12 protein-coding genes are annotated in these 12,513 nt (G+C 38.9%); 8 read left to right on the top strand and 4 right to left on the bottom strand.

Translation table 11 applies throughout. The annotated features are described in order from the left end of the window. Positions 1-26: 26 nt before the first annotated feature. Positions 27-821: an enoyl-CoA hydratase/isomerase family protein gene (locus ACHZEU_RS02110; RefSeq protein ID WP_404803945.1), complete on the bottom strand. Its 795-nt coding sequence runs from the start codon at positions 819-821 to the stop codon at positions 27-29. Between the two features lie 367 nt (positions 822-1,188). On the opposite strand from ACHZEU_RS02110, the gene ACHZEU_RS02105 reads away from it, so the two are divergent. Next, positions 1,189-2,064 carry a site-specific integrase gene (locus tag ACHZEU_RS02105; protein WP_279495012.1) on the top strand — a complete coding sequence of 292 codons (876 nt, stop codon included), beginning with the start codon at positions 1,189-1,191 and terminating at the stop codon, positions 2,062-2,064. Between the two features lie 43 nt (positions 2,065-2,107). Here ACHZEU_RS02105 and ACHZEU_RS02100 read toward each other — a convergent pair whose 3' ends face one another. From ACHZEU_RS02100 to ACHZEU_RS02090, 3 genes are all read right to left on the bottom strand, one after another. Next, positions 2,108-2,962, bottom strand: a complete 855-nt coding sequence (locus tag ACHZEU_RS02100; protein WP_048392841.1) for a transglutaminase family protein — start codon at positions 2,960-2,962, stop codon at positions 2,108-2,110. A gap of 61 nt (positions 2,963-3,023) precedes the next feature. Further along, positions 3,024-3,989 (bottom strand): alpha-E domain-containing protein, encoded by a 966-nt coding sequence (locus ACHZEU_RS02095; RefSeq protein WP_279495015.1) that lies wholly within the window; start codon positions 3,987-3,989, stop codon positions 3,024-3,026. After that, complete coding sequence (locus ACHZEU_RS02090) at positions 3,943-5,433, bottom strand: circularly permuted type 2 ATP-grasp protein (RefSeq protein WP_257960990.1); 1,491 nt, start codon at positions 5,431-5,433, stop codon at positions 3,943-3,945. Before ACHZEU_RS02090 ends, ACHZEU_RS02095 begins: the two co-directional genes overlap by 47 nt. 76 nt (positions 5,434-5,509) lie before the next feature. On the opposite strand from ACHZEU_RS02090, the gene ACHZEU_RS02085 reads away from it, so the two are divergent. The 7 genes from ACHZEU_RS02085 to proS all read left to right on the top strand — a co-directional run bounded on the left by ACHZEU_RS02085 (position 5,510) and on the right by proS (position 12,359). Further along, positions 5,510-5,923, top strand: a complete 414-nt coding sequence (locus tag ACHZEU_RS02085) for a hypothetical protein (protein WP_048392836.1) — start codon at positions 5,510-5,512, stop codon at positions 5,921-5,923. Between the two features lie 310 nt (positions 5,924-6,233). Further along, complete coding sequence (locus ACHZEU_RS02080) at positions 6,234-7,196, top strand: tyrosine recombinase XerC (protein WP_257960989.1); 963 nt, start codon at positions 6,234-6,236, stop codon at positions 7,194-7,196. A gap of 57 nt (positions 7,197-7,253) precedes the next feature. Further along, the gene (locus ACHZEU_RS02075) at positions 7,254-7,748 is read left to right on the top strand and encodes a DinB family protein (protein WP_279495018.1); all 495 of its coding nucleotides are present in this window, start codon (positions 7,254-7,256) and stop codon (positions 7,746-7,748) included. Between the two features lie 161 nt (positions 7,749-7,909). Beyond that, a complete protein-coding gene (locus ACHZEU_RS02070; protein ID WP_004230023.1) occupies positions 7,910-8,059 on the top strand; it encodes a hypothetical protein in 150 nt (49 codons plus the stop codon). Positions 8,060-8,274: 215 nt separating this feature from the next. Continuing rightward, entirely contained in the window at positions 8,275-8,445 is a 171-nt protein-coding gene (locus ACHZEU_RS02065; RefSeq protein WP_048392829.1) for a hypothetical protein, read from the top strand. 391 nt (positions 8,446-8,836) lie between these two features. After that, the gene (locus ACHZEU_RS02060) at positions 8,837-10,555 is read left to right on the top strand and encodes a bifunctional diguanylate cyclase/phosphodiesterase (protein WP_054550129.1); all 1,719 of its coding nucleotides are present in this window, start codon (positions 8,837-8,839) and stop codon (positions 10,553-10,555) included. A 367-nt stretch (positions 10,556-10,922) separates the two neighbouring features. Then, entirely contained in the window at positions 10,923-12,359 is a 1,437-nt protein-coding gene (gene proS, locus ACHZEU_RS02055; RefSeq protein WP_048392823.1) for a proline--tRNA ligase, read from the top strand. The last annotated feature ends 154 nt before the right edge of the window (positions 12,360-12,513 follow it).

Raw genomic sequence — 12,513 nt, 5'->3', positions numbered from 1 at the left:
ACGTTGGCGTTAAGAGTACCTGTTTTTTATTTAGGCTGGCGAGTGAACTGTGGCTGGCGTTTTTCCACAAAGGCACGACAACCCTCTGCGAAATCACTGCCTACAAATGGTGAAGAGCCTTGCCATAAGGTCGGCGCACTATCGAGACATTCTTGAACAGATTGCTTCACGGCAAGTAAGGATTCAGGCGACATTCCTGCAACCAGCTTACCCATTCGAATCATGTATTTATTTAAATCTTTTTCAGCTACTAGGTAGTTAAGCAGCCCAAGCTTGAAAGCTTCCTCTGCTTTAAACATTCGTCCTGTAAAGACTAAATCCTTGGTTGTGGCAGGGCCGACGAGCTGAACTAAACGCTGCGCAAATTTGTTATTTAAAGTAATCCCTAATTTACCGACAGGAATGCCGAGCTTGGCCTTGTCGGAGCCAATGCGGATATCGCAGGCTAAGGCTAATTCCAAGCCAGCGCCCATTGCCGGACCGTTGATGACGCCAATCGTTGGAATCGGTAGGCGCTCAATGGTTGAAATGGTCTTTTCCATATGTACAAACGCTTCTTCAGCTTGCTCAAGAGAGATGGCATTGAACTCTTTAATATCAGAGCCTGCTGTAAAGCTTTGGCCAGAGCCTCGTAAAATCAGTACTTTATTTTTCGGATTATCTAATACTTGTAGGGCAATCTTGGCTAATTGATCCCACATGTTTGCCGTTAATGCATTTTTTGCCTGTGGTCGATGAATCGTAATAATCGCTAGCCCAGCTGTTTCTTGATAAATAATTTTCGCATCTTCTGCTTCCAGTCGAGTCGTTTTTACTTGCATATCGGAAAGCCTCCTACATGTTAGTGTCTATCTTTATTATATAACACAATCAACGATAAACACGAAATGATACGAATTTTCACATAAAATTGCGTTGTTATACAAGAATGTAGGGAATAGTAAGCATTTATTGTACTACAACAGGGGAGCGGAATTTACTATTGTAAGAAAGTAAAAATTATGAGAAACTACTTTAGGAACATATGTTTCTTCATTACGTAAGGGGCATTTGAATGGTAGAAGCGGGTTCATGTTGTGAAAATACAGATTATCCGACATTACAATAGTATAAAATGAATTTGAACCTACGCACCCAAAATATAGTAAAATAGAAACAACACACGCAAAGCAATCAAGGAGGGGCAATATGGTCACACTCAAGGAAGCATGGAATAGCTACGCATTGCTGCTACAATCATTGAAAAAAAGTGCTGCCACAAAAAAACAATACAATATGGATGGGCAGCAATTTTTAACATTCGCCCATGAGCAAAACTACCTGTATGTGGACCATCAATTGAAAAATTTATTACAGCTCTATTGCGACTATTTAAAGGAAACCTACAATAATATCAACACGTTTAATCATAAAATAGCGACATTGCGAGGATTTGTAGAGTTTATTTTTTTACGAGAATGGGTGGAGCCTTTTGATTATCAGCATATTTTGCAGCCGAAAAAAAGACAAAAAGAGGCACTGCAAGTACTGACAAATAAACAGGTTATGCAAATTGCCAACGTATGGCCAACCTATTTTCAATATGCTAAAACGCAGGAGCATGCATGGCTGGCAAGACGCAATGGCTGTATCGTTCAAGTGTTGATGGAAACGGGTTGTAAGCCCGCTGAGCTCGTCCGCATGAAATGGGCTCACTTGAATGAAGAGAAAGCGACCCTTTTTATAGCCAATCGAAATGGCCGTCGAGAAATTAAGTGTTCGCCCATCCTTATGGACATGCTAACACAGTATAAAAAAGAGACGACCCATTTACATGAGCAAGAGGTAGGGGAATGGGTTTGGGTAAGCGAGGCGAGTTTAGCGAAGCCGATTACTACGAAAACAGTTGAACGCATTTTTCAAACGATGTCACAAGATATAGGGAAGAATGTAAGAGCCACTGACTTGCGTTATACTGTGATGCAACGGGCGTTTCAACAGGAAAAAACGCTGGAGCACATTCAACAAGAAATGGGCTATGTACGGAAATGGGTGCTAACAGAAAGACAGCAGCGCCTAGAATAAAAGCGTGCAGTAATCGCGATTTATCACCATTACTGCACGCCTTTTATAAATGATTCAATGCTTTGACATTTACTTTGACTGTTAAATCATGCTTGCCTCCTGTATATACCCCTTCCACAGGGCTAATGTCACTATAATCGCGTCCAATACATAAAATAATATGGTTTTCTAATACTTCCACATTATTTGTGGGATCAAGACCGATCCAGCCAATACCTGGAATCATGACTTCTACCCAGGCATGTGTAGCGATATCTCCGATGAGGGCTGAGTTTTCATCGACATATAGATAGCCACTGACATAGCGAGCTGGTATTCCTTTCGCCCGTAAAACAGCAAGCATGACATGGGTGAAATCCTGACAAACACCCCGTTTTAATGCAAATGCCTCACTTGCTATTGTAGTTACATTGGTCGCTGTCGGGTCATACTCAAAGCTAGAATATAAATACTGCATTAAATTAAGCGAAAAGAGCACAGGATTTTCAGCATGACCGATCGCATGATAAACTTCCTCTAGCTGCTGCTCTGTCATAAATGTAAAATGTGTTGCTTTTAAATACGGTAAATAATGCTCATAGAATAGCTGTGAGTGAAAGATGGTCTGCATTTCGGGCGAATATTGAATACGATGAATAAATGGTGCACGCTGAATACTTACAATTGAAGATGTATGAATTTCTAGTATTTGATGTTGCTCTGGTATATAAAAGGAACCAACAGTATTGCCCCAAATATCCGTATGCTCACGGGTTAGGGAGGATGGCGTTATGGCAATTCGATAAGATAATAATCGCTGACGCTCATCGCTACGCGGCTTTAAACGAATAGTATTCAAGCTTTGATCGACTTCAGACTCATATTGAAAAATATTTGTATGCTGAATTTCAAATTTCATCGTGTCCGCTTCCTTCTGCTTACTGACTTGCCTGTTGAAAGGGAGCTGTGGTGAATTCCTTTCAAGGTTGTACGCTGGGTTCATATAAATGATAGATTGTCGAAAAGGCATCACTAAAAGCCATACATTGAGACAATCTTTCCTCCATCATTTTTAGGGTTTCCTCAATAGTCATTTGCCAAAAATCGATATGATCGATTGCAAGAACAAGGCTACTAATATCCGACTGAAGCGTTAAAAATCGTGGGGATAAAGAATCATGTTCAATAGCCGTTATGGCTTCTTCTATTTTCTTTACACAGAACATCACAGAACATGGGAAATGCGCATCTTGGACTAAATACCGAATGACCGTTAGTAAATTGGTCTGGCGATGCTTCCGCATGAAAGATTCTCTTGCTGCGGAAAGATCCAATAAAAAGGTACCATCATCCTCTAACAGTGACGTACCTGTTCGCTTCTGTTGTTCTACGATTATCACGATCATCCGAATGGTTTTTTCTGCTCGTTCAAGCCATTTGCCGACCTGCATAAAATAGAAAGGAAGATCGCGATCCATCGAGCCCTCAATTAACCCTGTCTCCATCCATAAAGTCTTTCGTACATCCTGTAAAAAATCTTGAAGGGCAATGAGTGGAATCGGTCGTTCTCTTTTTAGTATGGACTGTTGCTTTGTTAAATAAAAGGAATTTTGAATTTCCCAAAGTTCCGTTGGCATACTATCACGTGTAACTCGTGCATTTTCCCGAATAGCACGCAATGTGGCATGAAGGGCATTGCCATTTTTCTCAGAAAACAGAAGATAATCAATCAAAGGGTTAACACGAATCGTTGTGTAATTTGCTAAATACTCCTCCTTAGAGGCACAAATATTTAAAACAGCCTCCCAATGATCAATATAATCATGTTCTTGCCCAGATTGCTCCAACATATTCAACAGCTGTACCTGTAATATATGTGCATTTGTTTGTGTACGTTCACTATAACGTGCCATCCAGTACAACGCGTCGGCTACTCGACTTAGCATGCTGCAATTCCTCCTTTAAAATCCACGTATCCTTTGCACCGCCCCCTTGAGAGGAATTTACCACAAGAGACCCTTCTTGTAGTGCCACTCTGGATAAACCACCAGGCAACACATAGCAATCCTCACCCTTCATGACATAGACACGTAAATCAACATGGCAAGGATAAAATCGCCCATTCTGGAAGGCAGGTGCTCTGGACAATTTAATCGTTGGTTGTGCAATGTATTGATAGGGCTGTTCAACAATTTTTTGCTTAAATAAAGCAATCTCTTCCTTACTCGCATGTGGACCAATTAACATGTCATAGCCACCAGAGGCTCCTACGTTTTTAATAACGAGCTCGTGTATATGCTCTAGCACCCATTCACGCTGACTGTCATCTCCTAGATGATAGGTTTTCACATTCGGTAGAATAGGTTCTTCCTGTAAATAATAGCGAATCATCTCAGGCACATAGGCATACATTGCTTTATCATCTGCCACTCCATTCCCAACGGCATTCAAGATGGATACATGACCTGCTTGATAAGCAGCCATCAAATGTGGAACACCTAATAAAGAATCCTCACGAAAGACAGTAGGATCTAGAAAGTCATCATCAATCCGCCGATAAATAATATCGATTTGCTGTAGGCCATAAATGGTTTTCATATAGACCTTCAAATCCTGTACAACTAAATCACGGCCCTCGACGAGCTGGATGTTTAAATGCTGGGCTAAAAAAACATGATCGTAATACGCAGAATTGTACATGCCTGCTGTCAGAAGTACAGCTTTAGGCTCTCTTTCTGCTTGCATGGAAGGTGGACGATGGGCAAGAAGTGCTTTTTTCATATAAGCCATTTGTTTATCAAGAGGTCGAATCGTATGCTTGGAGAAAAATTCAGGGTATACTTCCTTCATCACATCCCGATTTTCAAAGACATAGGAAATGCCGGAAGGGTTGCGTAAATTATCTTCGAGTACATGATAATCACCTTTTTCATCCCGAATTAAATCAATCCCTGCTAAAAATATATGATTCGCAATTGGTACTTGAAGTCCTCTCATGGTTGGTTTGAAATAAGGATTATTTTCAACAAGCTGCCTCGGAATAAGACCGTCCTGAAAGATCTTTTGCTGTCCATAAACATCCTGTAAAAATTTGTTGAGTGCCTCCACGCGCTGCTTGACACCTGCTTCAATCATGGCCCATTTGCTTTGAGGAATAATAATTGGGACACAATCAAAAGGCATGGTACGTTCTGTTCCATCTTGTGCACCATATACCGTAAAAGTAATCCCTTGTCTGAGAAAGCTCGCTTGCGCTTGTCGGTATTTTTCTTCAAGTTGCTCCCGCGAAAAAAAGGTTAGCTTATGATGAAAAGATCGATAATGAGGCTTTGGCTTATTGCCATCAAACATTTCATCGAAAAACAGACTAGAATCATATAAATTCATCATATGGATCGCCTCCGAATTCAAGTAGTAGTGAAAACATGTTACACTGTGAATAAATACATAAAAGGAGCTAACAACCATGACCATCATTAATTTAATGCAAGCGTATGAATTAGATAAACTATCCAAATTAAATTTATCAGACGAGGAAATTTTACGAGCTTTGCGTTCGGGGGATGTATCAGCTTGGCAAGAACAAGTGCCAAACTATGAATTTAGCGAGACAATGGCTCTATATCAGGAAGGGGAACAACAGTTCTTAAAGGCATACCATGGCCATTATCGAATCAAGTATGTAACATTACCAGGCATCCAACGTTTATTGCAGCTACGCTTTCAATTAGAAGAAGGGAAGGATTACCAACTATTAGAAACAGGTATCCAGCATTTAACGTGTGATGAGGAAACAGTCACAAGACTTCAGCAAATGTTATCGACAAACTGGTCACTAACAAAACAAGAGGATGGGAATTATTCAGTTTTTGTAAAATAATCCCATGCGCGTTGTGAGACGAATCGACATGGACAGTTACCCATCTCTTGTTTTTTCGAAGCGTCTCACACAGCAAATAAAGTCTACTAGATTTTAATATTCATTTACCGAGAACTTTATGCCTAAAATCCTATAACTGTCACAAAATAGTTGTAACAAAAATCCTCTTTTTAAAAAGGGGTTTTTTATTACCTTCGAACAGAACGTTTGTTCTTACGTGCGAAAAAGGGCATTTTTTTCAATAAAGTTCCCAAATTTATATTTGGGAACGTTTTTTCATGGTAAAATAGAGCAAATAGAGGTGATGAGCATGCAAAAAACAAAACAACCAAAATTCATGAAGGATTTTCTTGTCTATTTAACAACCATCAAAGGAAAGTCTCAGCGCACAAGAAAAGAATATGAATATGACCTGACCTTATTTTTCCGCTTCCACAAAGCTGTCCAGGAGGATTTGGATATAGAGAATTTATCCGCCATTGATATTGGCACTATTACAATAGAAGAAATACGCGAAATGACATTAGAGGATCTTTATTTATTCATGGAATATTGCGAAGTACAGCGAGGCAATTCAGCTGCTGCACGAGCACGAAAAGTGGCCACATTAAAATCCTTTTTTAAATACTTAAAAGGCAAACGTCGACTTATCGAGGAAAATCCTGCAGATGAATTAGAGACACCAAAGATAGGCAGAAAACGACCCATTTATATGAACCTACAAGAAGCTACACAATTTATAGATGGGATTAAAAGCAATCAGGCATCCCCGAGAAATTATTGCATGATGATGTTTTTCTTAAATTTAGGAATACGTGTCACCGAGCTATGTCAGCTTAATAAGACATCCATTCAAGGACGTTATTTAACCGTAATTGGGAAGGGCAACAAAGAGCGCACCGTCTATTTAAATGATAGCTGTATGCAGGCACTTGCTGACTATGAAAACAGTGGGAAGACACCCTATAAAGGCGAAGGTGAGGAGCCCCTATTTGTGTCTCAGAAGGGAACACGCTTTACACGTCAAACCGTTGCCAAAATCGTTAAACGCATTAATCAGCAGTCAGGTCTTCAAAAAGAACGACTTACACCACACAAACTACGCCATACATCCGCAACGATGATGTATAAAGCAGGGGCAGATATCCGTAGTTTGCAGCACATTTTAGGGCATTCTAGCGTCGCAACCACGCAAATTTATACACATATTGAAGATGAGCAGCTACAGCAAGTTTTAGAGAATAATCCATTTAATATTGTTCGTGAAAGATGATTTTCCCCTCTCCATATCGAATATATAGTAGAAGACCTAATGAAAGGGGAGCCAAGGATGTCAAACGTCAAAGAACATCTCGATACCACAAGAACACAATTGCTTCAGGAAATTCACTTATTGGACGATACAACCTTTAATAAGAAACCAGATGCACAAAGCTGGAGTGTGGCACAAATCTGTCATCATCTCGTATTAGTAGAGGAAGCAACAAAGAAAGCCATTACATGGGGATTAAAGGCAGAGGAACAGTCAACACCCGCTCGAAAAAATGTTCATCTCATCTTAGATCGATCAAGAAAGTTCCAAGCACCGCCTATTGTAGAGCCAGCAGAAGAGCCTTTCACTGTTCAAGCGATGCTGGATTTACTAGCTACAACAAGAAAGAACCTCCTCGCCTTTTTGCAAACAATCGAGGAACCTGAAGCATTAACTAAGCGCGCTGTGAAGCACCCAGCCTTAGGAGAATTACCACTCGACCAATGGATTGAAATGGTCTATATGCACGAGCAGCGTCATATCAAGCAATTACAAGAAATCGTTAGAGAATAACATGTATGAAAGGAATTTGGCACAGGAGACGAGCTAAATTCCTTTTATTGTTATTCAATTTTTCTGTTATAATCTCTTGACGTGCTACATAATCTGTTATATATTAAATAAAAATAATAACAACTGTTATAAAACAGATTTAGTTAGAGGAGGAAATTTAAATGTCAAAGTATCGTGATGGTTATGAATTTTATTGTGAAATGTGTGAGCGCTATGGATTGGAGCCAATTTCTTTCCGTTACTATGTATTACAATTATCACAGCAACAACTTTCGGCTTACAATATGCAAGCAAAACAATTAGGAATTTAAAAGGAGTGATTATGACGGAAGCCGCCGTGAATATTTTATGAAAAGCCCAGCCATACTAAATAAAATGGTCTGGGCTTTCGTGATTTCAGCAAGAAATTTCAGATAATTCATTGACAAGTACAGTAGTCTGTTATATATTTTTAAACAAATAATATTTCTGTTATATAACAAAAAAATCAGACGTAAAATAGGGAATGTGAAAGGAAGTTATGAGGATGACAGATTATCGAGAAGGTTATGAATTTTATCGTCAAGTATGTGAGGAGCATGGGCTAGAGCCTATTAATTTTCACTATTACATTTCAAGTTTATCCCAAGAGCAATTAGATGCCTACAACATGCAGGCGAAATCAATAGGGGGTTCAATAGAATATGAGGTCTCTTAACATATAAAATGCCTTACTTCCTATGTGGGACAGTAAGGCATTTTACTTTAACAAAAATTTTACAAGACATTCAAACATATTATATAAAACTTTTATATTTTGTATTAAAAAGATAAATAGCCTAAATAAACTATTTAATATAGTTCAAAAGTATTGAATAACAATATATTTAGACAATTACAAGGAGGTTATATCCACTAATTTTTGTCTATTTTATTAAAAACTATCAAATGCAGCTTTGAATGTTTTTGAGATTTGGGTTGAATTAACTGCTTTTCTAAGACTATAATATAATTACATAAAAAAGGGCGATATACCACAACTTTATACCTCGCTGTAAGATAAAGCAAAAGTACCAAACCCTTCATATTTTAATGAATGGAGAATGAAAATGATGAATATCACGCCTAGTAGTGTTAATCAAATGAACTACAGTCTAAAAGAATTACAAGATATCTTTTCCGCCATGAATAGTTCCATCATTGTAGCGATTACAGATCGTACCGGAAAAATTACTTTTGTTAATGATCATTTTTGTAAAATTTCGAAGTATACGCGTGAAGAATTAGTTGGTCAAGATCACCGTTTACTAAATTCAGGCTTTCATCCCAAATCTTTCTTTAGAGAGATGTGGAAAACAATCGGTAATGGCGATATGTGGAATGGCGAGGTGTGCAATCGTGCAAAGGATGGCAGTTTATATTGGGTGAAAACAACGATTTTTCCGTTCCTAGATGAACGAGGAAAGCCTTATCAATATATTGCCATTCGCGTAGATATTACAGCGCAAAAGGACATTAAAAAAATTACTCATATTGCCTATCACGATGAACTAACAGGGCTACCAAATCGTCGCAAATTAGAACAGCGTTTAGAAAATGAATTTCATCAATCTCGACGTACAGGAGAGAAGTTTGCGTTATTTTTCATTGATGTGAATCGTTTCAAACACATTAACGACGGACTTGGTCATATTATTGGTGATATGTTTTTAGTGGAAATGTCCAATCGTCTGCGCAATATTGATCATACTTCGAATTCTTTTTATCGCCACAATAGCGATGAATTTGTCATGATTCTAAATGATGTCAATCGCATTGATGAAATGGCTAAGGAAATTATTGGCGTCTTCAATGAAAGCTTTATTGTCGATACCTATGAATTTTATGCGAGTATTAGTATCGGCATCAGTGTATTCCCAGATCATGCAAACTCTGTGGAAGAATTATTGAAAAATGCGGATATTGCTATGTATGCTGCAAAATCTACACGAGGTAATCAATATCGACTATATCGTGATAATATGGACGAGGCCAATGATAAATGGCTTTTGCTGGAAACGAAATTACATCAAGCATTAAAGCAAGATCGTCTAGAATTACATTATCAGCCTAAGATCGACTTAAAAACGGATTCTGTTATTGGTATGGAGGCATTGCTACGCTGGTATGATCCTGAATTAGGTCATATTCCGCCAGATCGTTTTATTCCATTTGCAGAGGATTGTGGATTGATTAATGATATTGGTGTATGGGTTTTACGTAAAGCCTGTGCTCAAGCTCGTCAGTGGAATGAATCACATGATTTATCATTGCGGGTAGCTGTAAATATTTCACCAATTCATATTAGTACAGGTGGCTTTGTAGATATGGTGCGTAGTGTCATTGCAGAAACAGGCATTGACCCTAATTTATTAGAAATTGAAATTACCGAGATGAGTATGCTTGATTATACGGAAGATTTAATTGATACTATCAAGCAATTACGAGAACTAGGTATAACTATTTCATTAGATGATTTTGGGACAGGCTATTCATCGTTAAATTATTTAAAAAAATTCCCAGTGGATGTACTTAAAATTGATCGTGCCTTTGTCCGTGATATCGTACCTGAGAAGTCTGGAATCGCTATGATTTCAGCCATGATTTCATTAGCACATGCCTTAAATCTCCAAGTAGTAGCTGAAGGTGTAGAGGAGGAAGCTGAATTAAATGTTCTGCGTGAGCATGGATGTGAGTATGTGCAGGGCTATTATTTTAGTAAGCCTTTATCTGTAGAAGATTTTACGAATCTCATTGTTAATACTGTCACAAATAAATCCAGTTATTAATTGCTATTCCTGAATGATTTTGCTAAAGTGGGATAAAGTAAAACTGTTAACATGATAAACCATTTGATGATGTGGCCAAGTAAGTAAGAATTGTGAAACAGAAAATATAGCACCTGCTGAGAGCTATATCACCGCTTCTTGACTGAACACCTACCACGGAGATGTTATGCAAACATAACCGAGTCGTTTTCGTTACCAAACGTGAGAGGGCTTTATAATCTACGTAAAGCTAAATCAAGGTGGTACCACGTCATTCCAGCACAAAGACGTCCTTATTCAGAGGACAGCTTTGTGCTTTTTTCTTGCTTCAGCTAAATCTTTATACGGGTTGAACAAGTATTCATTTAACAAAATTGGAGGAGAACACATGTCAAAACAACTAGAAGATTTTTCGAAATGGTATATCGAGACCATCCAAAAAGCCGATTTAATGGATTATACACCTGTTCGAGGCTGTATCGCCTTTAAGCCAGACGGCTATGAAATTTGGGAGCATATTCAGGAGGAAATGGATCGTCGCTTTAAAGAGACAGGACATCGTAATGCCTATTTCCCAATGCTTATCCCTGAATCCTTCTTTCAAAAGGAAAAGGATCATATCGAAGGTTTCTCACCTGAGCTTCCTTGGGTAACCGAGGCAGCAGGGGAACAATTAGAAGAACGGCTAGCCCTTCGTCCAACATCTGAGACGATGATTGGTCATCTTTACTCTAATTGGATTAAAAGCTACCGTGACCTACCAGTGCTAATCAACCAATGGGCAAATGTCTTCCGTTGGGAAAAGAAAACACTGCCTTTTATCCGGACATCAGAATTTTTATGGCAAGAAGGGCATACAGCGCACGTGGATGAAGCAGATGCTCGGCAGGAAACAATGCAAATGCTAGACATTTATAAAGAAGTAGTAGAACAGGTGCTAGCAATTCCTGTCTATGATGGACAAAAAACACCTTCTGAGCGTTTCGCAGGGGCTGTCGATACGTACTCTATTGAGGCAATGATGAAAAATGGCAAGGCTGTGCAAGCAGGAACATCCCATTATTTAGGAACAAAATTTGCTGAAGCCTTTAATATCAAGTATTTAAATAAAGCGAACCAGCACGAATACGTACACACAACATCTTGGGGTACATCTACACGCTTAATTGGTTCAGTTATTATGGTGCATGGTGATGAGCAGGGACTTGTTTTACCTCCACGCATCGCACCAACGCAAGTCGTTTTAATTCCAGTAGGACCATGGAAAAAGAACCCTCAAATCATGGAGCATTTAGATGAGATTTTTGCAGCCTTAAAAGCGAAGGGTATTCGAGTACGTTTGGATGATTCAGACCAATCGCCAGGCTATAAGTTCAATGAATGGGAGCTAAAGGGCGTGCCTGTGCGTGTTGAATTAGGGCCGCGTGACCTAGAAAACAAGCAAGCTTTACTGAAAGCGCGTGATGAAGAAGAAAAACGAACTGTTGATTTAGCTACAATCATCACAGCTATTGAAGAAGAATTAACAACCATGCAAACGCGCTTATTAGAAAAAGCTCGTCAATTCCGTGAAGCAAATGCTCACACAACAATTGACACACTTCCACAATTACAACAGCACATTGACACAGCAAAAGACAATGGCACAATCCCAGGCTGGGTGCTTGCTGGCTGGTGTGGCGAGGATGCATGTGAGGAAAAAGTAAAGGAAGAAACGAAATACACATCTCGCAATATTCCTTTCAATCCACCAACAACGAAAACCACATGTATTGGCTGTGGAAATGAAGCAAAACATACAGTTTGGTTTGCACAAGCTTATTAATTAACAAAGCATGAACAGAACGCCCGAACAATTATGAAGCACACTAGGTTGTTTTATAATTTAGTTCGGGCTTTTGATGTTCTGCTAAAAAGACTTTATTTCCATTTAGATAGTCAAAATTCTCACTCTTGTTTCTCCATGGCTCCTCCAGATA

It is taken from the genome of Lysinibacillus sp. S1 (assembly GCF_044986265.1).
Classification (GTDB): Bacteria; Bacillota; Bacilli; order Bacillales_A; family Planococcaceae; genus Lysinibacillus; species Lysinibacillus capsici.
The sequence above is the reverse complement of the archived record's forward strand: the minus strand, read 5'-3'. Positions and strand labels throughout refer to the sequence as shown.

Excerpts from the sequence above, each read along its gene's own strand:
- proS (WP_048392823.1), top strand. The coding sequence starts at position 10,923 with ATGTCAAAACAACTAGAAGATTTTTCGAAATGGTATATCGAGACCATC.
- ACHZEU_RS02060 (WP_054550129.1), top strand. The coding sequence starts at position 8,837 with ATGATGAATATCACGCCTAGTAGTGTTAATCAAATGAACTACAGTCTA.
- ACHZEU_RS02070 (WP_004230023.1), top strand. The coding sequence starts at position 7,910 with ATGTCAAAGTATCGTGATGGTTATGAATTTTATTGTGAAATGTGTGAG.
- ACHZEU_RS02085 (WP_048392836.1), top strand. The coding sequence starts at position 5,510 with ATGACCATCATTAATTTAATGCAAGCGTATGAATTAGATAAACTATCC.
- ACHZEU_RS02105 (WP_279495012.1), top strand. The coding sequence starts at position 1,189 with ATGGTCACACTCAAGGAAGCATGGAATAGCTACGCATTGCTGCTACAA.
- ACHZEU_RS02100 (WP_048392841.1), bottom strand. The coding sequence starts at position 2,962 with ATGAAATTTGAAATTCAGCATACAAATATTTTTCAATATGAGTCTGAA.
- ACHZEU_RS02065 (WP_048392829.1), top strand. The coding sequence starts at position 8,275 with ATGACAGATTATCGAGAAGGTTATGAATTTTATCGTCAAGTATGTGAG.
- ACHZEU_RS02110 (WP_404803945.1), bottom strand. The coding sequence starts at position 821 with ATGCAAGTAAAAACGACTCGACTGGAAGCAGAAGATGCGAAAATTATT.
- ACHZEU_RS02090 (WP_257960990.1), bottom strand. The coding sequence starts at position 5,433 with ATGATGAATTTATATGATTCTAGTCTGTTTTTCGATGAAATGTTTGAT.
- ACHZEU_RS02095 (WP_279495015.1), bottom strand. The coding sequence starts at position 3,989 with ATGCTAAGTCGAGTAGCCGACGCGTTGTACTGGATGGCACGTTATAGT.
- ACHZEU_RS02080 (WP_257960989.1), top strand. The coding sequence starts at position 6,234 with ATGCAAAAAACAAAACAACCAAAATTCATGAAGGATTTTCTTGTCTAT.
- ACHZEU_RS02075 (WP_279495018.1), top strand. The coding sequence starts at position 7,254 with ATGTCAAACGTCAAAGAACATCTCGATACCACAAGAACACAATTGCTT.